Genomic DNA, 26590 nt, shown 5'->3' with positions numbered 1-26590 from the left:
AGAGGGTTTGGCGATGTTAGACAGAATCTCTGTCTAACATCAAGATTGCTTAATTTGAGCTATTGTGATTTCTCTTAGATGTTTGGGGTTGGGGGAAAAACCCATTGATAGAGAACAGGTCTTTAGCTGGAGTCCAATTCATATTGGGTGGCGCTTGATAATTATCTGGGAATAATTTCTGTTTGCGCTCATAGCCAAGATGTTCATCGAGCATTTTGATATAGTTAATATGTGCTGTCCACACATCAGCAATTCTATTTTCTAACCCTTGAGTATCAAGCCCTTTGGGAATTTGCACTCCACCATTCCAAACAATGGGGATGCCAACGCTTTCAAAATATTGGGTTAACGGGGCGCGAATCAAATCCGCAGTTCCCCCGCAGATTAACACTTCATCCAAAACAGCCAGATTTTTCACCCATCTAATTATTGCTCGACAGTAATCATCAACTAAAGGCGGTAAGACCGAGTTAAATAACTTTAAATCAGACTCTACACCAGTTGGGGTAGCTTTACGTGAGATTGAACGCAGTGCATTTTGGTTGCCATTTTGCGCTTGCACCAGTAAGTGCGCTAATCGGAAATCATCCTTTGATAACCCAACAGCAGTACGCTCCACAAATTGGTGTACCAACCAACTCATCCCTAAATCTGTAGTTTCAAATTTAGCTAAGTTCCCTTTGGATGATAGTAAAAAACTGGCATTACGATAACCCAGCATCAGCAAGCCAATACTTTTTTTATCAAACTCACTACCTAAAGCACGACGACGGTACGACATAATCCCGCTTCCCTCTGGAGAAGTTGAAAAATTGAGTAGTTTCACTTTCAACTGACCATTAGGCGTTTTAACTCCTTTATTGAGTTTGTGGCTTAATGTCTTCCCTAAATCCTTGCCATCGGCAATTTCTCCTCCGGGCAGCAGCAATTGTGCAAAAGCCTCCATTGGCTGATTCAAACCCAACTGCCAACTAGCTAACCAGAACAAACCCGCTATTTTTGGCAAACCATAGTGGAATTTCAACTCTTTGAGTGCTGGTGTACCGAAAAAAGCCTCTTTAGCTACAGCACCTAATACATAATACTCATTCCCAATTCCTACCCAAGTCGAGTCAAGCCGCACCTGTGTAAATGAGTGCGCTATTGAATCCCTGCTGACATCTGCCACTTCTGGACTCATCGCTATCACTATTGGCACACCCGAAGGGTATATCTGAACAATCCCTCGGTTATGACTGCCACCTAAATCAAACGACGCTACTATCTTTGGCATCGTTGAGGTTATCTCTTTGTTGGGCGTATTCATACATTTTCCTATTTATGTGCGATCGCAAAAGAAAATAGACATTGCCTGAAAAGTCTTATTCACGAATTTCTCACCACACCTCGAATGGAGGAGTAATGAGTAGTAAGTAAGGAGTAATGAGTAAGGAGTAAGAAGTTATGAGTTAAAAATTTTACTTATTACCCATTACTTATTACTCATCATCAAACGCAAAGGAGCTTGTGACAAATCCGGGTTATTCACCCTTGAGAGCAATCATTAACTGGTTATTGGTATAGTTAGGACACTTTAGTTAACCAATACCAAACAGTTTATTAATCTGTTGCATTTCTAGTGACGGTTTTATATCTATCCATTCGACATCAGTCTCATCGTCATCAATCTCATCGTCATCACGATGCTCTAACGCTTGGACTTCTTCTGTCTGGGTCTGGTGTAGACTCGACTCTACACCATTCGCCTGTTGAGCTTGAGCTTGAGTTTCGCCCCTTGATGTCTCCGTCTTCACTACTGATGGTTCTAGAAATACCGTCCGAATTAAAGCCGCTTGTGCTTCCAACTGTTGAATTGCCCATATAGCCCTTTGTCTTAAAGGCTCACCATCTACCCCATCAGCAGACATGGCAAAAGGCGACCAATGTTGTTTCAGGGTCAACATCACTACTTCTGGTAGTTTCCCTAAGTCAAATGGTTCTGTTTGTAGATAATTTAGGAGATGACCTTCTGCGGTATCTACCGTCCGCTTAACTGAAAGAATTACTTGTTGATTTTGTTCCATTTTTTTGTCTGGGCAAAGTTTCTGTGCAATTATTCATTGCACTGTTGTCACTGTTGTTAGGTAGTTCCATTTTCTTTGCACAGTCGAAATTCAGAAATTTCTTATGTACAGTTTAGCTGAAGAAAGTTCTTTTTACAAATTCATTATTCACTCCGCTAACAATATATATTTGTTGTGGTTAAAAAATATAAATTGTATATCTCAATACATTTTTTCGTGACTGTTCTACACCTGTTCTAAAACTTCTCTACAACTGTCCTATGACTGTTCTAGGGCATAAAAGTCACAGGCTCACTCCTAATTAACAACTGTCCTATGACTGTCCTACAACTGGTCTATGACTGTCGCTGAAATAAGGGGGCATAAACCGCTAACAATTCTCTGAAAAAATAATAAAATAGTCGTACTTACTACGGTTTTTTACCCATTTCCGCATTTCAGCAATTTGGCTATTTTAGGGGTAGCCAAAATTTAGATAATTTAAAAAAATCAGCATTACTTGAGAATGATACCAAGTTTATCCAAGATGTGAAGCCATGAGCTACGCGATCGCGCGATTAAAAAAATTAAAGCGGGGTAATATATCAGGGAGTGCATCTCACACTGCACGAGAAAGAGAAACCCCGAATGCAGATCCCACTCAAAAAAATATTCGGTTCATCGGTAGCCTCGACCCAGAGGAACGACTAGAGGATTTAGTCTTAGCCAAGATAGGGGACTCGGAGCAGAAGCGGAAGATTCGCACTGATGCGGTGTACTGCGTGGAGTTACTGTTGAGTGCATCGCCCAGTTATTTCCGTCCCGACTGCCCCACCCAAGCCGGTTACTATGAACCACAAAAGTTGGATAACTGGGTAGAAGCGACTCACCAGTGGTTAGCGGATGAATATGGCAATCGCATTGTCCGCGCCGAGTTACACCTGGACGAAGCCACCCCCCATATTCACGCTTATTTTGTCCCCCTTGATGATCAAGGGCAGCTACGGTGCAATCATTTCTTTGACGGGCGGCAGAAAATCCAACAATTTCAAGATTCTTACTACAACACGATGCGCCTAATTGGGCTAGAGCGCGGTATCAAGGGAAGCAAAGCCCAGCACCAGGACATCAAAGACTTTTACCGGATTGTGGAGGAGGGGCGTGACTTAGAAGTTGATGAGCTAAGTACAGCGCAATTAAAGGCCAAAGCTGCCGACCGAGACAGGGCGAATCAGCGAAAACAGGAAATGGAAGCTACAGCCAAAGCTCTCTCACTTGAAAATGAACAGTTACGGCGACAAATTGCACAATTAGAACAAGATAATCAATCAATAAAAAAGCTTATCGAGTGGTCAACTGATTTAGCTTTAAATGATGTTGCTTGGGAGTTAGGGCTGTGGCGTAAAGGGAATGAATGGGTAGGAGGAAGCCACATCATTAATATAGATGGCTCTAAATTTAGTGACCTTGCTCCCGGTTCTCATTTTGAAGGTAATCATGCAATTGATTTAGTGAAACACGTTAATCAATGCAACCAAGTCCAAGCGATCGCATGGTTAGGGGAGCGATTTGGTGAAGTCGGCGCAAAACGTGCTGCGAGCGCTCATGCTCAAAAAGTTACGGCTGACATTATCCAAACTCAACCAGCATCCCAATTCACCCCACCCGTTGAGGATAAAGCTAACTGGTCAGGCGTTGAACATTACCTAACCCAGAAACGAGGCATACCTTCTGATTGCGTACAAATGTTACATAACCAGGGTCTAGTTTATGCCGACTCAAAAGCAAATGTAGTGTTTGTGATGCGGGACTTGGAAGGGAATACCAAAGGGGCTTTCTTAGAAGGTACAACCAATAAATTCTCTGGTTATGAGTTAGGTACTGTTCGCCGTAATAGCTGGTTTTACTTTACTTTGGGGAAAAAGCCTAGTGATAAAACTAGCACTGCTGTACTGTCTGACTCTCCCATTGATACCATTTCAGTAGCCATGTTGGAATATCAGGTTAAAGGAATACCAGAAAACAGAACAGTTTACATGGCAGTAGATGACACTTCAAATTTACCTGTTGAAAGATTACGTAATGTGGCTCATGTACAGGTAGCTTTTAGTCAACCAACAGTGGCATGGGCTGTTAAAGAACTGCTGCCACACTCGACTCAACTCAAGTGCGAAAGTCGGGATTGGAATACGCAGTTAATCAATTTCTCTCATCAATTGCAACAGCGTTATTCACAACAAAAACACGAGGAATTAGAGCTATAGTTGCAAAAAAGTCAAGCTACTGTAGTACCGATTTTTTCAGTACTAAAGTAGCTAGTAAAGAGTTTTAGCTATCAATAATATTGGGGTGAAATTTAACTAAAGCCCTAATGAATAATGAGTTAACAAAGCAAATATTTGGATTAATTAAGCTTAACAATAAGCTGATTGCTGTCGAGTCTCCATTGCAAGAGAGGGTCAGGCTGCTCATCAATCTAGCCAGTGAATGCCAGCGCCTGGACATTAACTGTTACCTGTGGACGCTGGAAGATGATGCGCTACAGCAGTTATCTACTAATGAGGAGGGATTAAGTTTAAAAACTGTTAACCAGTATCAGGCGATCGCCAAGAATCGACGCGAACATTACTTTGAAATTCTGCGGTTTTGGAAAACTACTGATTTATCAGGAATCCTGATACTAGAAGGTATATTCCCCTGGCTGGGAGAGTCTACCACTGACCCCGATTTCTTTCTGACTTCCGAGTGGATTAAGTCAGCGCTCATTAACCTAAAGCTGTACAATTGCAATGCTAACAAAGCAGCGATTCTCTTAGGGTCAAACGCCACTGTGTCATCTGACATTGCCCCCGAAGTTCCGACAGTCATTCAACAACTGCCAGCTATAGAGGAAATAAGCACTTACTTAGCCCAAGTATTACCTGATTACAGTCGCAGCGATATTCATGCCACAGCGAACGCCGGCTTAGGCATGTACTTGGCAGACATTGACTATGGAATTAGACAGGCTATTGCAAATCATGAAATTACACCGGATGAGTTAGTAGAAAAACTGTCCACTTACAAAATTGACCTATTTAAGCGAATTTATAATATTCAGTTCCTTCAACCTCCAAGCACACCCATTGGTGGTTTAGAACTTATCCAGCAAGCGTTTAAAACTTATAAGCGCCTTCTATCCTCATTGGCGAAAGCGTATAATCTGCGCTTACCCAAGGGGATTTTACTAATCGGCCCACCGGGAACAGGAAAATCTTACTCGGCTAAAGCAAGTTCTGCACTATTGGGGCTACCTCTGATTATTTTGGAGTGGGGTAGTTTCCGCAGTTACGGTAATTTGGCTGAATATAAGCTCAAGAATTTACTCGCACTCGTAGACCGAATTAACCGTGTAATACTGTATTTGGACGACTTCGACAAAGGATTTGCCGGGGATGATGATTTATCCAAACGCCTCGCTGGTATGCTTTTGACCTGGATGCAAGAACGTACTAGTGAGGTTTTAATTATCGCTTCGGCTAACAATATTCAATGGCTACCACCAGAGCTAACCAGAAGTGGACGCTTCGACGAGATTTTCAAGGTGGATCTCCCAAATTACGGCGAACGGCACGAAATATTCAAGATTCACTTAGCCCGTTTCGATCCTCGTTTCCGTGATCGGGGCGATGGGTACAGCGAAGAAGAATGGAAAAGGTTACTCAAAGCCACGCAGCGATGTGTGGGGGCGGAGATTCAAGCCATTGTTGAACGTGCCGCCGTCTTTAGTTTCTGTGAAATGTTTGGTGATGATGTTGCACCAGCTAGCGAACTGCCATCACTTGAGATTACATTGTCGGCATTGTTGGCTGCAAGGCAGAGTATGAATCCTTTGGCCATCCGCGAAGCTGACCGAGTTGAAAGTATGCGTAACATTGCGGCTTTACATGGCCTTCCATCTAGTTCAATTGATTCATCTATATATAGTCTCGGCAATGTTGATATTTTTGGTGAAACATGAAAACTTTAAAAATTAGTTCCGAAAAGGATTTATACGTTGCTGCCTTCAACTTACTGAACATACTAGGCCCTGTCGCTGGAGTATCAATTATCATTGGCACTGTGGCGATTGGTTACGTCCAAACTCGTCCCCAGGATTTACCAGTTACGCACCTTCTCACGAAAGGCAATCGCACATTTAAGCTCTCAGTCGCCTCTACATCAGAGCAATTAGAGAAAGGGCTGAAATTTCGAGCATCCTTAAACGGTTCGCGCGGAATGTTATTCAACCTGGGAGGAGAAATTTACAACGTGCCTTTCTGGATGTACAAGGTAAATTTTCCATTAGACATCTTTTATCTTAAGGACAATGTGGTGACAACTGCGGTTTACAATGCCCAACCGTGTTACAAAACCCCTTGCCCTATCTACAAGGGGAAAGTTGCCAATCAAGTGCTAGAACTAGCAACAGGCGCTGCCAATATCAAGGTTGGCGACAGGCTTAACATCCAACCGTTATCATCAGCCAAAGAATGATATCGATTGCGATCAGGTTGTGATGGCAATTTGCCAAAAACGTATGTATTGCATTAAACAGGCTTTAACACACAAAACCAAGCAAAAGTCAATCTCCACATTTCTACCTTACTGAGCTAATTACAAAATTATTTATACTAATAAATAATTGCAGGGATTATATATCAAGCAAAAAGGTTGCTAACAATATAATTGATTTCTGCATACTTAGAGAATGAATGTTAGCAATATTATACTAGTACTTTTGTGCTATTTTTTTTTAGTACTAAAGTGTCTCCATCTTGAAGCTGACTTATTTAAGAATGTGCGTATTCCTCATCCAATCGTTCAGGAGAACGAGATGCGTACTGACTACGAATATCTAGAAAGTTTTTCCACTTCGGCAACGGCAACCCTCTCACCTTCTCCAAAGAATGACAGGGCGACAAAAAGCACACTTACACTGATGGGTGTGACTGGTGTGTTGATGATAGCAGAGATGTCCGTCCACAATATATTGATGGGTGGATTTATGATTGCGTCTGCCATCGTGATTGCCTTGCCGAAACAGTCACAAGCATTATTTACTAACTTCGATAAACTACAACGAAAGTATGGAGTTAATCTCTATGCTGTGTTGTTTGCGCTGTTAGCAGTAATTTGCCTAATTGATTTTGCGGCGGCTCCAGCTAATGCTCAGTTTTTCAATAATGCTCAAACTTGGATGACCACCACTTTTGGTAATGCCGGCAATGGACAAACAGCAGCAGTTATCGCGCTTTTTTTCAATGTATTAAGAGCTTTATTCCTATTATATGTTGGGATCAGTCTAGTTCGGATTATTCAATCTGCCCGGAATGATGAAGACTGGCAGACGCTAGCAAGAACTCCATTAATCATAGTTATGGCAGTTTTTGTTGGAGATTTAATTACTGGTTTGATTGTTCAGGTTTAGTAAGAAAGCTTTTTAAGTTATCAGTTATTGATAAATACGTATTTGAATTAATAGCTGATAACTCTTGATTAAATTCAGTAAATATGTCAAATAAACATGATTTTCGGACAGTAAATCGGATTTTAGGAGAAAGACCAAGACTAGGGCCATTCCCTGCTGACCAAATATTTGCCTGGACATTAATAGCAGTAGTCAATGTTTTTCTGTTCAATTATCTACTGAAAACAAGTTGGTTAGGTACTAGCTTAAGTATTGCTTGGGGATGGGCAACATGGTGGACAATTTCTACAAACAAAGACTTTTTCGGTAAGTTCGTCAGCGTCCCTCGAATTAGTAGGGGATATATGAGATTTCAATCAATACAACAGAAGTCGGAAGGCGGAAGTCGTCAGAAAAATAAGTTCTAAGTTCTAGTTAAATTTCAGCGATTAGTAAAGTTATGCCAAATTCTTCTAAGAAAGTTAAAGATAAATTAGGTAAAATCGCATTAGAAAACGAGCAGATTAGTGTTGTGAAAATGCTCACTCCCTTTGAAGATATTATCCATTTAGGGGGGATTTGCGACCTCAACTTAGGAGGTAGGCAGGGCGTAGGCGCATTAATTCTCAAGAAAGGTGAAAATATTCAAATCAAATTCTGCTTTGATTGTTTAGGAATTCATCCGAATTTGGAATCATCGCAAATGCTGCCTATCTTTGAGGGCATAGAAGCGGGGTTAAAAGAAATTCCCGAAGGCGAAAGTCTCACAATACACTTAGGGTCTTTTACCTCAGATTTTTATAGACAAAAGGAACTATCTTCTTTAGAGTCAACCTGCTCTCAAGATCAGTTAAAGCTATTGATTCGCAGTGAAAGATTGCGAGTTAAAGAATTAACTCAAAGTGGCACTAGAAAGAATAAGTTTCTCCGGCTATGGTGTACATACACTGTTATTGATGATCATGAAAGTTATCATGATTTTATCGAATCGATTATCAGAAAATTAGAAAAAGGTTGGTTTTCTTTTACTGGAGAAATTCATGCCCATAACAATACCAGAATTGAAAATATTCTCCAAAATTCCTTTAGCAATGGTTTTTTGCAATGGTCAGCCATACTAAGTAGTAAAATGAAACTTGGGATTAGGGTGCTGAGTGCCCAAGAAATATGGGAAATGATTTGGCAGCAATTCAATCTGTCATCGCCACCAGCAATTCCTAATCCTTTAAAGATAGATTCTGCCAATGGACTAGTAGAAACTCAAACTAGTGATTTTCATATCCGCCACCATCTGTTAGAGAATGAGCTATCTGTGCCATTTTTTGATAGGAAATGGATAAGACTACAAAATAAATATATTGGAGCGCTTAACTTCAGCCAAAAACCAGGGGGATGGTATGACGAACAAGCCCAATTACGTTATTTGTGGGAATTAATCTCTAGAGATAGTATTTCTGATACAGAGGTTATTTGTCAGCTAACAAAGGCAAATCAAGCTATTTCTAAAACAAATCTTCAACGCATTACCAAACAATCAATTACCAGCACTTCTTTATCTACAGGAAAAGGAAATATTGATGTCAAATCGGGAATGAATATTGAGGAATCTGTAGAGGCGCAGAAGACAATATATAAAGGTAGTGTAGTAGTGCATACCGCAGTTGCTTTTCTCGTCCACCGCCCAACCCCACGGGAATTAGACGAAGCTTGCCGATATCTTGCCAGCTATTTCTTGCGTCCGGCGGTAGTAGACCGGGAGATTGAATACGCCTGGAAGACATGGTTGCAGTGTTGCCCATTTGTTTGGGAGCCGTTGTTAACCAAGCCTTTTAACCGCCGACTGCCATATTTTAGTTCGGAAGCACCAGGGCTGATGCCGTTGATCAGGACTGCCACAGGCGATCGCACTGGCTTTGAGCTAATCGCAGAAGAAGGCGGCACACCAGTACATCTAGACTTATACCAGAATCATAAGAATTTGGCAGTCTTCGGCGCAACTCGTTCAGGTAAATCTGTGCTGGTGGCAGGTATTCTTACTCCGGCGCTTGCACAAGATATTCCGGTAGTGGCATTAGACTATCCCAAACCAGACGGGACATCCACTTTTACCGACTACACCAATCTGCTGGGTGAAGATGGGGCATACTTTGACATCTCCAAAGAATCAAACAATCTTTTTGAACTACCTGATTTGCGCTCTTTGGATGCAGAACTAAGAAATGAGCGATTGAACGATTTTAAGGAATTTCTGAAATCAGTGCTGATGACAATGGTGATAGGGACGAGCATGATTGGTGTCAACCCAACGATTACCACCAATATTGAGTCAATCATTGCTTTAGCTTTAAAAACATTTTTTAATGATGATGAAATTAAATCACGCTACAAGTCAGCAATACAAAATGGATTTGGAACTCAATATTGGAACGAGACTCCGACACTCAAAGATTTTTATAATTTTTGTTCTCCAGCTTTCATACAATTAGATTCTATTGCTAGTAAGAGTCAAGAGATTTCCGAAGCCTTAGAGCAAATCAGGCTGAGAATAAATTATTGGTTGAGTACCAGGGTCGGGCAATCCATCTCACGCCCATCCAGTTTTAGAACTAATGCCAAATTGTTAGTATTCGCTTTACGTAATTTATCGAGTGAAGCTGATGCTGCCATACTCGCTCTTAGTGCTTATGCTGCGGCATTACGTCGCGCATTATCATCAAAAGCTTCGATATTCTTCCTTGATGAAGCACCAATCTTATTTCAATTCGATGCGATCGCTGACCTGATTGGGCGATTGTGTGCCAATGGTGCGAAGTCTGGTATCCGCGTCATTATCTCTGCCCAAGAACCAGAGACTATATATCAGAGCGCATCTGCACAAAAGATATTTGCCAATATTACTACACGTTTAGTAGGCAGGATTCAATCATCAGCCGTTGACCCGTTTATTGTTCGCTTTAAATATCCTATTGAAATCATCAGGGTCAATAGTACAGAAGCTTTTTATCCAAAAAAGTCAGGGATTTACTCTCAGTGGTTGCTTGATGATAATGGCAAGCTTACTTTCTGCCGCTATTATCCCGCCTACTGTTTATTAGCCTCAGTTGCTAATAATCCCAACGAGCAGGAATTACGCAGTTTGTTTCTCAAACACTATCAAGATAATCCTCTGCTTGGGTTAGTCAAATTTAGTGAGGATTATATCAGAATGATTCGGGGGGAAGAGTTATCAGACTTGGCTAAACATTTGATTTCCCGCTCAAATATCAAACAGGTTGCCTAATATGAAACCAATCATGAAGAAATTGACTATTGGTGCGATAGCTGCTGCTACTTTTGGCAGTTTACTTATTACTGCACCTAGCTATGGCATCAGCATTAACGATTTTTTTAGTTCTATTGTTTCGGATCTTCAAAGTGAAGTTGGTGAAATTCAAACCTGGGCATCTGATGAGATTAACAGTGCTTGGGCTGACATCAAAGAAAACGCTAATGCGGCAATTGATAGTTCTATCGGACAATTGGGTGCGCCTGACCCAATTGCTTCGGCTGATCAATTGAAGGATTCACTTAAGGACGATTATTCTTATCCTGTCGCCCAAGAAAAAGCACAGAAGCTCTCACGTGACCTAGCTTTGGCTTCTGTCGCTAGCGTGGTCAGCGAAAAAGGACAGCAGCAAACTCAAGAAAAAATTCATACTACTGCACAAATTGCCCAGCAAGCAAAAGATATTTCTGATCAAGCTCAGGACATGGATGCCTCTCAAAACGTTCTCAAAGCGATCGCTGCTCAGAACGGCTTAATTGTGTCGATGTTAGCAGAACAACGTACTGATTCGCTGTTAGCCCGACAGGACAATGCTTACTCTAACCTGATGCTGACACAAGTGGCGGAGCATCTTGACTCCCAACGGAAAAAGGAGAACTCCGAAGAAGATGGCAGATTGTCTCTACTACATGAAGTCGTACTTAATGCACGGCTAGATCCTACTTCTGCTGACTGATGTAGCGTTCAAATATCTTTCAAAATTACTGTATTGAGCAAGGATTCAAATCATGTTTTTACTAGCGCAATTAGATGGTGGCGATTTAGCTGATTTAGCAAGAGAAAATGCAGCTTCAGTAGCACAAGGATTTGATGAGCTTTGGAACGAAACTATTACAGGTGGTGTTTATTCAGCAATTTGTACAGTCGGAGCTTTATTCGCTATAGCAACACTAACTTTCTTCGTCGTTGAATGGACAAAAAAAATGATGGCGGGGGAAGAACAAAGAGCTTATACTGATTTTATTTGGCCGTTAATAGTTGTCTATCTCCTAAGTAATAGCGGAGATGTTTTAGGAAAATCAACTTTGGGGATTAGAAACTATATTAATAATGTAAATAATATAGTTCTTAGCAAGGCTGCTGCGGGAATTGACCTCAAGCAAGCGTATGAAAGTGCATTGGGAACTGAAGCAGCACGTAGCGCTATTGGTCTTGCTGTAAATAAATGTAGAAATTCATCTTTAAGTCAACAAGAAGAAATCAACTGTTTGAATCAAGCTAAAGAAGATTTAACCAAAAAATATCCAGATAAGTTTAACAAAAATAATGGAGTTTTTTCTTGGTTTGTAGATGCAATTGATGGCGCTATCGATGCTTTTAATGATGTGAAAGATGGTAAAGCAAATGGAATTGATTTAATTTTATCTCCTATTAATGCTTTTGTTGGGTCTGCTGTTACTGACATAGTTACGATAATTTTAGTCGGAATGAATGGGGCTTACCAATGGGGAATTGAACTGACTATGCTCGTAACAGCACTGCTGGGGCCTATAGCTGTTGGTGGCTCTCTGCTACCTTACGGAGCTAAATCAATCTACAGTTGGTTAGTCGGATATTTCAGTATAGGTTTTGGCAAACTTTGCTTCAATATCATTGTTGGTTTCGCCGGGCAATTAGTCGCTGATTCTAAATCTTATCAGCCAATGTTTTTCCTATTTACAATTGGTATAATTGCGCCATTCTTAGCTACAGGTTTAGCGGCTGGTGGTGGTATTTCTGTTTTAATTCAAATTAATAAAGCGGCTGAAACTTACAGTGGGATTGCCATTGAGGTTGCTAAAGGTGTTGCTACTAAAGGTGGTAGTTTAGTCGGAAAATTAGCTAAATAAAACGTAAGAATTCAGCACTCAGGATTCAGAAGCCAGAATTTAAAAGTAATGAGCGCATAACTCTTCTATTGATTGAAAAGGATTCACTCTTCTTCTCCAACATTCTGACTCCTGGATTCTGACTCCTGGATTCTGACAATAAAATCTATGCTAAATCATCAAAATAAAACTCAACCAAAAGAACCATTACAATTACTTAATTACAACAAATATGTAACAACAAGAGTTGGAATAATTTCTCTAGCTGGATTTTCAATGGCTGCGCTTTCTCTGCTATTACAATTCCTAAATTATGGAGCAATTAGTGTTTTAAATAAAAAACAATTGGCATTAGTACAACTTTCATCAGGAGAGACAATTACCGCTAGAGCAGTAGACCCAAAAGAACGGTCTGATGAAGTAATTAAAAAATTTGTATCTGATACGTTTATTACTACGTTTAATTGGGATGGATTAGTAAAAATATTTAATGAGAAAGGAGAACCTATCACTAAGCAAGATACTGGGGTAGAAGTAGGTAGACTTAATAAAAAATCTAATAGTAAGGTTACGACTAGAGCCTATGATGCTGCATTTGCTTTAAGTGAAAATGAAGGATTTCGCCCCGCCTTTCTCAAGAAATTAGCATCAATCACTCCGACGGGTGTATTCAATGGTGATACTCAAGTATCTTTAATCCCCAGATTCATATCTCAACCACGCCAAATTAAAGCAGGGAAATGGGAAATAGATTTTATTGGGACGCTGGTAACTTTTGACCGTGAGAATAACTTAGGTAAAGGAATTGCTTTCAACAAAACCGTTACAGTTTCTTCAATTTCTAATCCAGAATATATCCCAGCTAATACCACTGATTTAGCCAAGAAGATTTATGCAGCCCGTCGCGCCGGATTAGAAATTACCGAAATTGTAGATTTAAACTTCGGGAGAAGGAAATGAGTGAAGAGAATAATAAAAATGGATCTGTATCGACTTTAGAGGATTTGCTTAAAATAGATGATGTTAATAAAACTAATGGTAATAAAGCACCAGAACCAAAAAGTTTATTAGTACCAACTAAGCACACATTTGTTACTTCTCCTTGGTCAAGACTAGCAATAATTGCTGTCCCTTTTGGAGTTGGATTTTTAGCGATATTTTTGATGCTCAATGGTGTTTTCAATCCCGCACCATCACCAAAGATTGGTCTGAAAACGCAGGAAATACCGACCACTGAACAAGCCCAAGAAAGTGATGATGGAGACGGTGATGCGCGTGCAAAACTCGCTCTGTCGGATCAAGAAGATGAGTTAGGTCGCATTAACAAAAATAGATTTGACCAACCAGCGCCAGTACCAGTTTCAGTAGACCAAAAGGTTGTGCCATCTAACCCACCATCTCCACGACCTGCGCCACGGAGTGTTCAAAATACACAATCACGTCGCGTAACTCAGACTACTCCACAAGCGATTAGAACCTACACTCCGCCACCAACACGCACGAGTTTTTCTCCAAGATCCTCTATATCTGCACGGACAGTAACGCCCCTAGATCCCCTTGAGCAATTGAACAAACTCCGTGGCATCGGTTCTTACGGCAAAATCGCATACGCCGAAACTAGCACCAGCAAACAATCTTTATTAGATCCGGATCTTACTCAAGCAGTTCAAAATCAACCGAATGAACAAACAGATACAAATAATTTTGACCAAACCACGCCGCAAAACTCAAGCGACTCGATTGAAAAGATCCGCCCCAGGTGGCAAGCAACTTCTAAAGTTAACAAGATTACTTTAGCTAACAATTATTTACCTCAAGAAAGCCAAATTCTCCAAGGCAAACAAACTCGCTACCTTACCGTTGGCACTTTTGCTAGTGGTGTCCTTGTTACATCTTTAATTCAAGCCACAGTTAATAATTCAGGGCAGACACAGACACAAACACCAACCTCTAATAACACTAGGTCTGTCGCTAGACTGCAAGAGGATTTACGCGATAACTATGGGCAAGTGGCAATTCCTTCGGGAACAATGCTAGCAGTCGAGTTAGCTTCAGTTGATGGCGGCAGTTACGCTGTCGCTTATGTCAGAGCGATCATATTAGATAATACAGAATATCCTATTTCTGCGGGTGCGATTTCCGTGACAGGAGTTGGTGGTAGACCCCTAATAGCTCGAAGATTTCAGGACAGGGGTGGCGAGATTGCCCGTAGTGACTTGTTTGGTGGTGCTGTGTCTGCATTGGGGAAGGTTGGGGAGATTATGAACCAACCGGATAGTGAAGAAGAAATTTCTGATGAATTCACAGGCAGGATTCGCAGACGTAGTAGTGGCAATCAGCGCAATCTCACTGGTGCGTTAGTAGAAGGTTTTTTTGGTCAAGTTAGCCAAAACATCAGCCAACGTAATCAACGTAATACTCAAGAAATTACTTCTCGCCCTAATACTTGGTTTATTCCACAGGGAACCAAAGTTACCTTTAATGTAAATCGCTCTTTAGAGTTGCCATGAAAAGCATAATTAACACAGTTACAAGCGGCACTCTAGCGTTGGCTCTCGCCGCGACTCCACTATCCACAATTGCTGCACCAGTCGTTCGCACCATCAAACAAACTCAAGCTAGTGGGACGCAGGCCAAACTACAAACTATCAACGTCTGGAATGGTCACGGTGTAGCAATTTCTTTCTATGAAATTGGCGAGACAATTAAAAAGGTTTGGTTAGATGATCCGTCGCAAATTCTGCTTGACACAGATGGTTGTTTATCGGGACTAGATCAGAATTGCTCTAGCCCCGGCGCTGGACTGATTCACCTGCGGCGGATCAAGAGAGTAAACATTCCCGGAATACCGCAAACATCTACTACTTTGTTAACAGTAATTACGCAGTCATCCTCTGGGGAGCGTAAAGCTTACAGTTTTCGGCTAGCAACAAGTAATGGCACTCCTAAATATAGTCAGGTAACGATCCAGAATGATCTGGCACGAGAACAAACAGCCCCAAAGCCTCAATTCCAATCATTAGTTAAAACACAGCAAACAATTAATCAAATTCGAGGCGGTATTGTTGTCGCTATTAGAAGTGGATGGATTAATCAGCAAGATGAACTACATCAACGATTGCAAAACTTAATCGGTTATTTACAAGCAGGTGATGACATTTCTACTGCTACTAATAAGGCTTCTGTCTCTCAAGACTTAGTTAATAAATTAATTGCTTTGAATAATAATTCTGATAACTTAAGACAAGGTAATAGTTTATGAAATCATCTTTTCGCCTCAATGATAACGCCTTACGTTACTTCATTTGTTTTGGTTTATTAGGTAGCTTATTTCTTCATAGTTTCATAAGATATGGGCTATTGAACTCTTTTGTAGGCTTTTTGCTACCCAAGGCTTCAGCACAAGTACCCGTTATCAATTCTCCTAATGGGTTTACTCCTGATTGGTCGCGCTTGCGTTTTAGCGACATGATTATTTCTCTTAGTGGGAGTGTTAGCTATCCAGGCACAAGAGGTACAGAAACTAGAACTTGGACGGCAGGACAAAGCATTAGCGAGTTTATGGAACTGGGAGATTTTGAAACACCTCAATTAGCAATAGAAAATTTAAATCTCTCAACCATAGCTTTAGCGCAAGGAATCAATTTAAGTGGGTTAACATTAGATGATTTTCAATTAACTCAATGGCAAACTTTACCAAATTTGGTCAAAGCCGTTCCTAATTTGGGTAATAGAAATGTTAATAGTGTTATACCTATCCGTGATTTTGCTAGAAGATTTGGCATTAATGGCAGCACAATTGCTAATCTCAGCCGCTATGACAATTTAAGTAATGTTCAACTTGGTCGAGTAATTAATTTAAAAAATTATCCTTTGACATCCATTCCTAATATCCAGAACACATCTATTAACCGATTTGGGAATTGGCAAGACTCCAGAATTGATGGTGTACCAGGATTATCAACACTCACCTGGGATAATTTACCGGGGTTGAGAACACTTGACCTTTCATTTGTTGCTTCATTTGATCTGCCATTGGGAGATATTGAGGCTAACCGTACCCGTTCCATATCTGGTAGCTATCAAGATGGCTTTAATGTTCCCTGTCTACAAAGCAATTGCGCTCATGCGGAAATGTCCGGCATTGGTGAGACTACTGGAACACAGTGGATATCCGGGAAATTCCAAAAGGTTAATGGTGGATTTGGCATTTTAAAAGCTCTCAATGATGGTCAAGAGCCTACTGGCAGGAACCCCTTTGGCTCTAGTTTTAAGCAAGTTGTTTGGAATATTGATGAAGGCAGTGGAAAGGTGGAGACTACTATGTTCTTCCGCATCTGCAAAACTATACCCTTCATTGGTCGCACTTGCAGTCCATACTTCATTGGGCCTGTACCTTTTATTGAGTACCGAGAGAAAGACCCTATCGTTCTTGGTCAACCTAATTCTCTACCTTAAATATGAGCAAATCTTTCAAAATAAATAGCGCTAATCCTCAAACATTTCAGTTTGAGCAATTACAAAATCCTTCAGACGCAATTGGCAAGTACACTCACTCTCTTTTCACCCCCAATGGACTAGCAGTTTTATCCTTGCTTGGCGCTTACATTTTGCTCAGGGTATTTTTTGGCGACTCTAACAAGAAGAAAATTGCTACCTCTTATTGGGGTGGAGCTAAAGAAACTGCTACTGCTCAGAAAAAAGCCATCTTGCAAATCGCCAATCCCCAATGTGATAGTGCGGCACTTTACATTGGTAAGCATCAGGGAAAAGGTGCTAATACTACTTTTTATATTCCTGATGTGCAAAGAGGTACGGCAGTCATTGGCGCTCCCGGTAGCGGTAAAACATTCAGCGCCATTAACCCGATGATTTACTCGGCAATTGATCAGGAATTTCCATGTATAGTTTATGACTTCAAATACCCATCTCAAGCGAAAGTTGCTGCTTATGCTAAATATAAGGGCTATGATGTTCACATCTTTGCACCGGGATTTCCTGAATCTGAAGTTTGCAATCCTTTAGATTTTCTTCGGGATAGTAGTGATGCCGAATCGTCCCGACAAATTTCCACTGTGATCAATAAGAATTTCCGACTTTTGGGCAATTCAACTGAAGATGGTTTCTTTGGCCCGTCGGGGGATCAGCTGACTCAGGCAATTCTGATGTTAGCTAAAGAGTTCGGTCAATTCGCAGATGTTATGACTTGCGCCGCGATACTTTCTAGCGAACAAATGGTCAAACGCCTGATGGCTGCTTCTCTCAATCCTTGGGTAAAAATTGCTTTTGGGCAACTGTTCAGTTCTGCTGCATCTGAAAAAACTGTTGCAGGCATTGTTGCTACCGCCAGTATTATGTTCACTCGCTTTATGGCGAAAAACACCTTGGGCTGTTTCATCGGTAAGACAACTTTACCTTTGGAAATTAAAGGTAAGCAGATGATTATTTTTGGGTTGGACAGAGAACGCCGAGATGCAGTAGGGCCTCTCATGACCAGCATTTTACACATGACCATCGCCCGTAACATTGCCAAAAAACGGAAAGATCCACTGATCGTTGCACTGGATGAATTACCGTCTATTTATCTGCCTGATTTATATAGATGGCTGAATGAATCTCGTTCTGAGGGCTTCTGCGGTCTTATCGGCTTCCAAAATATGGGGCAGCTTGAGAAGAACTACGGTAAGGATATTGCTAAGGCGATCCTGGGGGCTTGCAGCACTAAGTTTATATTCAATCCTGGTGAGAACGAGTCAGCCCAATTATTCTCCAACTTCTTGGGTGATGAAGAGATTAAGTACAAGCAAAAAAGCCGTTCTACTGGTAGTAAAAATAATAGCACTAGTATTAGTGACCAAGAGAAAACTAAAAAGCTTTTTGAATCGGCTCAATTTCTCAAACTAATTGCTGGCAAATGTGTTTTTATTAATCCGGCTTATGCCAATCAAAAGGAGGGGTCTGTTCCTTTACTCAAAACTATCAAAATTAATGAGTCACTCAAAAATATTGAGAAATACAATCAACTTAAATGGACAAGAATTGTCAGTTTATTAGCTAGAAAGAGTACACAAAAATTTCCCTCACAGCAAGATTTAGCTTTGCGAGTTAAGCAAGTTGATTCACGCTTTCCGCTTCCCGAAAACCCTCAAGCTATTTCTAATAATTCGGGACTAACATTCAAAGAAGTCGGCAGCATGATTAATCAAAACAAATCTAACAGTGGAATTTGATTATTATGAAAATGATTATTGAAGAATTAAAAATTAGCAGTTTTGAACTAATTCAGACACTATCTCAAGAGAAAATTTTAGCAAATGGTAGTTTTATTGATATTAGTCTGCCTCCCCTGCAAATTATTCAGGAGTTTAAGACTTTATCTAAAACTAGACGAAAGCTGAGGAATTTGGGCATATATACTATCATCAACCTAAAAAACACTTACATCCAACTAAATCAAGAATCTTGTCTGAAAATTGTTAACCGATATATTCACGGTATCGGCTGGCATGATTTGCAGTATATCTGTTTTTTAGATATTCAAAAGGGCAATATTTATATTCATATTATTTTTAATCGCATTACGCCCCAAGGTAAACTCATCGATATCAAATGCTTGGGGGCTAACTGGCAACAATATGAGGTTCTACGCCAATCTTGTTCTCTCATCATCGACAACCCTGTTCATAACAAATATTTGCAAAGACGATTCTGTAACTGTTGTGGTTAGACAAGAATGTAGAAAGAAAAGCTGTTCTTGAGCAGGGAGAGAATTAACCCTATTCTATTCTTCACTCTCGGAAAACAATAATCGAAGCAAGAGTCTGAAACTTTGATTGAGCTAAGGTTTGAACCTTTATTTTCTAACAGTAACTAAAATTTCTTGCCAAAATCTGAAAACTAAAGCTGCAAAAGCCTTACAGGGATTAGCTTTCCCCAGATTGACAAAACAGGGTTAAATTTTTCTCATTCCTCCCCTGCTCCCCTGCTCAAGTGCCTCTTTTGACCCTTTATCCTTTACTCTGCTACACCCAAATAAATATGTTTGATGAACGACATTTGCAACTCACTTCCGCTTACGCTAGAGCTAGTCAGCATTTTATTAGAGCTTTTATTTACCCTTTAGGAGAGTTTATTTATAAATCAATCGAATCAGCTATCGACCTAAAATGTCGAATCGAAATAGGAGAAGAAACTTATTTTCTTACTCCTGATGAGGATGGTGGCTGGAAATGGTCTAAAAATAACTTTGAAGGTGTAACAGATGAGGAAATAGAACAAGTAGAAGAGATGGTGGCATATTTATTGCCTAAACTTCTCCCCGGTAGTAATGATATAACACCCTCAAATTTTCCTCCTGTTCCTGATTTACCTCCAGTTTTACCCAACCCGAATTTTCCTAAAAACCTTCCTCCTTCGGGTACAGTCGTTGACTTTTTAAGTATACAAGTCGAAAGCAATAATACTCTGGAATATCAATATTTTACAAACAGAAATGATGATGTCACGGATGCAGGTGAAATCAAAGATATATCATTTGCTCAAATTGTAGATAATTCCTCCATTTTAGAAAAAGATGTTGTGCAAAAGAATGACATTCATGAAGACTATGAGCAGAGTGAAGTAACTAATTTTCATGAAGTTGGCGATGAGCATTTAACAGTAGAGTTGATTAGCGACCACACAATTCCCATAACTAGTGAAAAACTTGAGCCACAAAATACTCAACATATCCCTCATCACCCAGAACATATTGATCCGCAACATTGGCACGAGCTAGTAGTAGGCAGTGCGATCGCACCAGAAATTGCACATCTCAACTTTTCTAGTCTTCATTTTAGCTATGTCGGTGGCGAACATGAAGCTTGGGAACGGCTCATGATCAGCGACAAACTTTCACGTACAAATACAGGTAGCCTCTCTACTAGGCTTTTAGAACTCTATTCCCACTTAGATGCAGGTGGCTGGTGGTGTAATTCTGGAGTAGATCCGCGCACATTTGCTAATCTTACCCCTGGTGAGCAACCTCAAATTAAAGAATGGGGATGTTATAAGCCAAACCGCCCCAGACTCAAAACCGTAAAAAAAGATGGGTTCACTGTTGCGGTTGAAGGCAAGTTCATCAAATATGAGCATCCACCATCAGTTGATTTGAGTATTTTCTTGCTAGATGTCCCAGGCGTGATTGCCCAAAATATTTACTCAAAAGCTGGAGTAAACCCCACCGATAGCGATCGCTTGAGTGGTTTTTGGTATTGTGTGTGCAAACACAATATTCCACTTGTCATTACAGAGGGCGCGAAGAAGGCGGCTAGTCTACTATCACATGGTCACGCAGCCATCGGACTACCGGGAATTTCCTCCGGCTATCGCTCACCTAAAAACGAGTGGGGCAAGAAAATTGGTGATTCCTATCTGGCTGATGAGTTAGCTGTTTTCGCAACTTCTGGTAGAGAAATCAAAATCTGCTTTGATTATGAAACGAAGCCTGAAACTAAGCTCAATATCCAAAGAGATATTTGGAAAACAGGAAGCTTATTACAAGAATTTGGTGCTGTCGTTAAAGTAATAACGCTGCCAGGGCCGGATAAAGGTGTAGATGATTTTATAGTTTCACAAGGAAAAGAAGCTTTTGAAAAGTTATCTGCCGGGGCTATATCTCTAGAGGAGTGGCATCAAAATCAACTTGATAATTTACGTTTTACTATCAAGCTCAAGGATGGCACAGTCAAAAAAATTGAAGAGGAGGCAGGAGGCAGGAGGCAGAAGGCAGAAGGGAAGAATTTGGTGGGGGATTTAGACCCCCACTTTAGGAATGCCACTGAAATCTCTGATTCAGTGGGAGACTCAAATCCAAGCTCCCTCTGGTCGCGGCAGGAGGCAGAAAGCAGTTTTCCTTCTCCCAAGGGGAGACGCGTTCGCGGAGCGTCTCGCAGAGAAGCGCGATCTGCCTCCTGCCCTCTGCCTCCTGCCTCCCCTGTTGATCAACAAAAAGGAGACTCTACTGTGATAGATGATCCCGAATTAGAAGCAAACATTGGTGTATTTAAAAAAAGTCGTGCTAAATCACCTATTGACCCTGGTTCACAGATTATAGATATAAAAGTTATTGATTCAGACATTATCCATATAGATGTTGCCCCGGAGCTAGCCCAACCAACTGAAACTCCTGTAACTAGTTCTTCTTGGTCTAAAAAAGAAAATGTTACAGTTTATGAGCCTAATTTTTTTAGAAAGCGCCTAGAAGCTAGCGAGAATAAACAAATAGCTTTTGCTGCTTATACTTTGTTAAAAAAGTATGGTGTTGAAGCTAAAGATGAACAACAGCAGACTAGTGGCAAAATCTACCATGCTGATGCTTTTGTAATCAAGAATCATGGTGCTGATAAATACAGCATCTATCGTCGTCATGATGATATAGAGTTAATGACTTTTCAAGCTGATAAATGTGGACACGTAGGCAATATTAAACTTTCTTACACAGAAATAGAGTCTGAGCCAAAAATTTGGGGAGAAAAACAAATTAACATTCTGCCTATTGAAAGGCAGGAGTTTTTGTTAGTGGCTGACTACCTGAAAACTGGGAAAGAATTGCCCTCTGTTGATGAAGACCCTCGCAAAATAGCTTCTGTCGTTGGTTCAGTCTCTCCTAAAGGCACACACAATATTTTAGAAAGTTTCAAAGAAAACGAGGTATTAAAAATACTCACACAAAGTATTACTAGCTTCGAGAAAGACGACTTAATCTTGGGCAATTACCGGATTATTTTTCGGCAAACTAGTGACAATACATCTACTCTGCAATTACTCAAAACTGAACACAATGGTACAAATCGGGAAGCTGTTCGCTTTCAGTTTGAGAAAACTGACACTGGTATGACTCATCAAGTCCAAGCGATGGCTATCACTGAAGCTGATTTGGAGAAGTTAAGACTGTTGGCTCAAAAACTGCATATTAATTACAAAACATTATTTGGCAACCCGACAGACACCCGTGACATCGACTTGCCCGTTCACCCCGAAATTAACCGTAATTTAAACGATGATCAGTCACACCAATCTACTCAATCTACGCCCAACGCACCAGATCGCAAGACACAATCAAACCCACAAGGAGTAAGCTCTAATTCTCCAAAACAACAGAACGCTGTATCACATTCAACTACACCTAATAGCACAACACCATCACAACCAACAAAACGATCCAATCTTTCTTCTAACTTAGATAACGCTGTGCTACCACTACATCCAGTTTTAAAACAATATTGGGAGCAGTTAGAAAAAGATGGTTCAAGTGATGAGACTGTAGCGCAAGGACATTTAGAATTTCAATCTAAAATTCAGGAAACTGGAAAATTAACTGTTGGTGAACAGCGTGAACTCTACCAGCAGATTCAAAATCTTGCCTGGAGCGAGATAAATCACAAAGGGCGTACTGATATTGTGCTTCCACCATTAGCCCACATTGTTAATGATTTGCGATCGCACGTTCAAAAGGAAGCACAGCCACAGTTTTATTCTGACCCAAAACGTGATACAACCGTGCCTCTTCACCCTGACATTGCCTCTCATTGGCAAGGTTTAGAAACTAATAATACTTGGTCTAGTGTTGCCAATCAGTACAACAACCCTTTACGGGAAAAACTTGTCTTAACTGGCAAGCTGACTATTGGGGAGCAACGTGAACTTTACCAGAAAATTCTCCTTCAAAGTCAATTCGAGCAGCACAATAAAGGGCAAACGAATATCTCACTTCCTCCTTTGAGTGATATTATTCAAGATTTGCTCAATACTCGTAGCCAGATTATTAACAATACTTATACGCCAAAGGTTGAAGTACATTCCCAGAAATCTCACACTCCACAACAACCTACTACTAATTCACAGGAATTAGAATTGTAATCGCTATGCAATCTAGCTCAGTAGCCGAAACCATTACTATCATCAACCGCAACAGTGGCTTTTCTGACAACCAATTGGCCTACAGACTGGCGCTGATGATGGAAAAACACCCACCTTCACCGTCAATAACCCCCGCACTAGACCCCACACAGCGCGAAAATATTATTGGTGAGGTGAGAAATACTTTAGACCTGTCCCAAAATGCTCAAAGTACTGAAGATTACAGGCAATCCCTTAAGGAAAAATACTACCAAGAGTACACTCAAAAATTTGGTTTAAATAAATCCGAGGAAACACCTGATATAGAAGATAACTCAACAAGAGTTGAAGATTTGATCAATGAAAAGAAAAAGACATTTTTGCAGCAGATATTAGAAACTAAAGGGCGCAAACTGCCTTTTGTTGACAGCCAACAGTCAAAATCGCTTGAGAGTGAAAATGATGAGGTTGCTAAAAAATCTCTGATTCCGGCGCTGATGAATATTATCGTTACAAAGGGACAAGATACTATTGGCGGTCGAGTCTATGAAGGCATGGCTTATCAATTAAATTTGTTGATGAGAGAAGGTATGCAGCGTCTGACTGTTTGGCGCAAAAGTGATAATCAATCGGCTTTTAGTGCTTATAAAGTAGATGATAACGAAGAATACAAAGTAATACACAATCACCTTTCACCACAAGAAACACAAAAGCTGATCAACTTTGATATAAGAGTGCAACAACAACAGCAACAGCCACAGCAACAACAAAACGAGCCATCTTCTGACGGCCCAGAGTTAGACTAACTAAAATACCCGACAAACAACCCAAGAATGTACGCACTTACTAAGACATATCGCTTAGTCACCCGCTCGAATTGTGACCAGGGCGAGATGATAACAGCTAATACTATGTAATACAATGCTTGTAGAAAATCGTTGTGCCCCAGTTTGATAATTGCCGCTATCATCAAAGCCGCAAAAATTAGAAATTCCACTCCTGTTTCAATCCTGTCCCAAAGTTTTACATCATATAAGTAACGCATCTTGTAACCTCTTTTAGAAGTCGGAAGTCGGAAGTCAGAAGTCAGAAATTAAACTCAAAACTTCCGACTTTCGATCTCACACTTCATACTTCTTCTTGTCTCACCATAATTCTGATCTTTCTCCATGATTAAAATTAGGAACTTCAAACCTTTTTAAACTCAAAACTTCCGACTTCCGAACTCCGACTTCCGACTTGTTTTGGTGATTTGGACAACATCCTATCATCAACCCCATATATCTCGTCATCTTTGTAAGGAAATATAATGGTGAATTTGGTTCCTTGTTTGGCTACCGAATCTACCCTCATACTCAGTCCGTGAGCAGAAGCCACCATCCAGGCAATATACAACCCCATTCCTCTGCCCGGCTTATCAGATAACTTACTTTGGGGCGCTCTCCAAAACGGAATAAATATATTTGATAGCTGTTCGGCGGCAATCCCACAGCCGGTATCTTCAATCTCAACAATTAAATCATCATCTTGATTGAGCAGTCTTATAAATATATCTCCTCGCAAGGTGTACTTAATAGCATTAGTTATGATATTGCATAACATTCTGTCAATACTTATGCTGTCACCCCGTACTTGCGTTTCATGCTTGTATGTTACTTGCGTTTCATAGTGGAGATTTAAGGAATGATACTGTGCTATTACCTTGTATTGAAAATATAGCTTTTGTAAAAAATCTAACATATCAAACTGCCCTAACGTTGCTAGACTAGGTTCTAAATAAGGCGTTCTTCTATCAACCAAGCCCAGTCCTCGCTCATTCATTTCTTGCAAACCTATCAAAAGAGGTCTGATTTCTTCTAAAGACTGTCCATAAGCACCATCAATTATCTGATTCAGCACTAATGATGTGGCTCTAAAACTGCTTGATACATCATGTAACAAAGATGATAAATCCAATTGCTTGCTTAGAGATTCTTGCTGCATATATGCTTCCCAAGATAGATTGTGATTTTCCCTACTTTTATGAATGCTAATTAAATTTTCAAAATCTCGAATATTTTTATTTTAGACTGAAAAAATTTTTGTAAGGATTCAGCTATCCTGAATTCAGAATTCAGAATTTAGGAGACAGCCAGCTAAAACATTTCAAGATTTGATAGTCTGGCAAGGTGAAACTTCAGGATTAATGCTTCAACTTGAGAAATTAGTACGCTATGCTAATTCCATTCTGACTCCTGACTCCTGACTCCTGACTCCTGAATTCTTACAAATTTTTATCCACTCAGACTTTAGTACTAATACTTTTACTTAATTTTGACTGCCATATTTTTCTAAAGTAACTGTTTTCAGTTTACGTTTATATATATATATTAAAACACTTAGCATCAATAAATGTGATATAAATATTTTAGTATCTAACAATCGAAACAATCAAAACTTTATATGATTCGATTAGTACTTATTGAGGATGAAGAGGTATTCAGACTCGGCATCACTACTGCTATTCAACAGCAACCAGATATGGAGATGGTCGCTAATGCTTCTACTGGTGAGCAGGGTATTAATATCGTCAAACAGTGGGAGCCTGATGTTGTCCTTGTGGATATCGGTTTACCCGACATTTCTGGAGTCGAGGTCATTAAGCAAATCAAGATTTATCGCAGTAACACTAAAGTTGTTGTCCTTTCCTGCAATTCTTCTCAAGAAATTGTCAATGCTGCTATCGGCAGTGGCGCTGATTCTTATATTCTCAAAAAAAATAACATTTCTTTGATTTTAGAGGCGATCAGAACCACTCATAATAATAAAAGTTTATTTGATTCCGAAATTATTAAAAGAGGTTTGTTAAATCTTCTTCACAAGCCCAAAATCAAAGGGAAAATCTTTGATGACCACTTAACCGAGCGAGAAATTAATGTTTTGTCATTAATCGCTGCTGGATTATCTAATAAGGAGATAGGTCAGAAGTTGTTCATTGGTGAAAACACTGTCAAAAATCATGCTAGGAATATTTATTCTAAATTAGGTGTTGATAATCGCATCAATGCTATTCTAAAAGCCTCTGAACTCGGCTATATTTCAAACACTGTTACCCAAGTTAGTTAACTGC

At 40.2% G+C, this 26590-nt stretch carries 20 protein-coding genes; 17 read left to right on the top strand and 3 right to left on the bottom strand.

Annotation, left to right across the window (positions count from 1 at the left end; all coding sequences use genetic code 11):
• Positions 1 to 49: 49 nt before the first annotated feature.
• Positions 50 to 1306, bottom strand: coding sequence for a hypothetical protein (locus ABF638_RS07620; RefSeq protein WP_435021631.1), 1257 nt, complete (start codon positions 1304 to 1306; stop codon positions 50 to 52).
• Between the two features lie 271 nt (positions 1307 to 1577).
• Positions 1578 to 2063: a hypothetical protein gene (locus ABF638_RS07615; RefSeq protein ID WP_435021629.1), complete on the bottom strand. Its 486-nt coding sequence runs from the start codon at positions 2061 to 2063 to the stop codon at positions 1578 to 1580.
• 536 nt (positions 2064 to 2599) lie between these two features.
• Here ABF638_RS07615 and mobV point away from each other — a divergent pair.
• The 16 genes from mobV to ABF638_RS07535 all read left to right on the top strand — a co-directional run bounded on the left by mobV (position 2600) and on the right by ABF638_RS07535 (position 24287).
• Positions 2600 to 4306 carry a MobV family relaxase gene (mobV, locus tag ABF638_RS07610; protein WP_435021627.1) on the top strand — a complete coding sequence of 569 codons (1707 nt, stop codon included), beginning with the start codon at positions 2600 to 2602 and terminating at the stop codon, positions 4304 to 4306.
• A gap of 107 nt (positions 4307 to 4413) precedes the next feature.
• Entirely contained in the window at positions 4414 to 6042 is a 1629-nt protein-coding gene (locus tag ABF638_RS07605) for an AAA family ATPase (protein ID WP_435021625.1), read from the top strand.
• Complete coding sequence (locus tag ABF638_RS07600) at positions 6039 to 6557, top strand: DUF192 domain-containing protein (RefSeq protein WP_435021623.1); 519 nt, start codon at positions 6039 to 6041, stop codon at positions 6555 to 6557. The genes ABF638_RS07605 and ABF638_RS07600 overlap by 4 nt, the downstream gene beginning before the upstream one ends.
• 340 nt (positions 6558 to 6897) lie before the next feature.
• Positions 6898 to 7491: a hypothetical protein gene (locus ABF638_RS07595; RefSeq protein ID WP_435021621.1), complete on the top strand. Its 594-nt coding sequence runs from the start codon at positions 6898 to 6900 to the stop codon at positions 7489 to 7491.
• Positions 7492 to 7574: 83 nt separating this feature from the next.
• Positions 7575 to 7898: a hypothetical protein gene (locus tag ABF638_RS07590; protein ID WP_435021619.1), complete on the top strand. Its 324-nt coding sequence runs from the start codon at positions 7575 to 7577 to the stop codon at positions 7896 to 7898.
• Between the two features lie 32 nt (positions 7899 to 7930).
• Positions 7931 to 10750 (top strand): hypothetical protein, encoded by a 2820-nt coding sequence (locus ABF638_RS07585; protein WP_435021617.1) that lies wholly within the window; start codon positions 7931 to 7933, stop codon positions 10748 to 10750.
• A gap of 1 nt (position 10751) precedes the next feature.
• Positions 10752 to 11471 (top strand): hypothetical protein, encoded by a 720-nt coding sequence (locus tag ABF638_RS07580; protein ID WP_435021615.1) that lies wholly within the window; start codon positions 10752 to 10754, stop codon positions 11469 to 11471.
• A gap of 52 nt (positions 11472 to 11523) precedes the next feature.
• A complete protein-coding gene (locus ABF638_RS07575; protein ID WP_435021613.1) occupies positions 11524 to 12624 on the top strand; it encodes a hypothetical protein in 1101 nt (366 codons plus the stop codon).
• A 147-nt stretch (positions 12625 to 12771) separates the two neighbouring features.
• A complete protein-coding gene (locus ABF638_RS07570; RefSeq protein WP_435021611.1) occupies positions 12772 to 13563 on the top strand; it encodes a hypothetical protein in 792 nt (263 codons plus the stop codon).
• A complete protein-coding gene (locus ABF638_RS07565; protein WP_435021609.1) occupies positions 13560 to 15113 on the top strand; it encodes a TrbI/VirB10 family protein in 1554 nt (517 codons plus the stop codon). Before ABF638_RS07570 ends, ABF638_RS07565 begins: the two co-directional genes overlap by 4 nt.
• On the top strand, positions 15110 to 15865 hold the full coding sequence (locus tag ABF638_RS07560) for a hypothetical protein (RefSeq protein WP_435021607.1): 756 nt from the start codon (positions 15110 to 15112) through the stop codon (positions 15863 to 15865). The genes ABF638_RS07565 and ABF638_RS07560 overlap by 4 nt, the downstream gene beginning before the upstream one ends.
• Positions 15862 to 17061, top strand: a complete 1200-nt coding sequence (locus ABF638_RS07555) for a hypothetical protein (protein WP_435021605.1) — start codon at positions 15862 to 15864, stop codon at positions 17059 to 17061. Before ABF638_RS07560 ends, ABF638_RS07555 begins: the two co-directional genes overlap by 4 nt.
• A 2-nt stretch (positions 17062 to 17063) precedes the next feature.
• A complete protein-coding gene (locus tag ABF638_RS07550) occupies positions 17064 to 18833 on the top strand; it encodes a type IV secretory system conjugative DNA transfer family protein (protein ID WP_435021603.1) in 1770 nt (589 codons plus the stop codon).
• Between the two features lie 5 nt (positions 18834 to 18838).
• Complete coding sequence (locus ABF638_RS07545; RefSeq protein ID WP_114083224.1) at positions 18839 to 19330, top strand: relaxase/mobilization nuclease domain-containing protein; 492 nt, start codon at positions 18839 to 18841, stop codon at positions 19328 to 19330.
• 311 nt (positions 19331 to 19641) lie between these two features.
• Positions 19642 to 23502 carry a DUF3854 domain-containing protein gene (locus tag ABF638_RS07540; protein WP_435021601.1) on the top strand — a complete coding sequence of 1287 codons (3861 nt, stop codon included), beginning with the start codon at positions 19642 to 19644 and terminating at the stop codon, positions 23500 to 23502.
• Between the two features lie 5 nt (positions 23503 to 23507).
• Complete coding sequence (locus ABF638_RS07535; protein ID WP_435021599.1) at positions 23508 to 24287, top strand: hypothetical protein; 780 nt, start codon at positions 23508 to 23510, stop codon at positions 24285 to 24287.
• Positions 24288 to 24669: 382 nt separating this feature from the next.
• Here ABF638_RS07535 and ABF638_RS07530 read toward each other — a convergent pair whose 3' ends face one another.
• Positions 24670 to 25464, bottom strand: a complete 795-nt coding sequence (locus ABF638_RS07530; RefSeq protein ID WP_435021597.1) for a sensor histidine kinase — start codon at positions 25462 to 25464, stop codon at positions 24670 to 24672.
• A 459-nt stretch (positions 25465 to 25923) separates the two neighbouring features.
• Here ABF638_RS07530 and ABF638_RS07525 point away from each other — a divergent pair, with 459 nt between their 5' ends.
• A complete protein-coding gene (locus ABF638_RS07525) occupies positions 25924 to 26586 on the top strand; it encodes a response regulator (RefSeq protein WP_435021595.1) in 663 nt (220 codons plus the stop codon).
• The last annotated feature ends 4 nt before the right edge of the window (positions 26587 to 26590 follow it).

Origin of the sequence: Nostoc sp. CALU 1950 (assembly GCF_051172895.1) — a bacterium.
In the GTDB taxonomy this organism is placed as follows: Bacteria; Cyanobacteriota; Cyanobacteriia; order Cyanobacteriales; family Nostocaceae; genus Nostoc; species Nostoc edaphicum_A.
The sequence above is the reverse complement of the archived record's forward strand: the minus strand, read 5'-3'. Positions and strand labels throughout refer to the sequence as shown.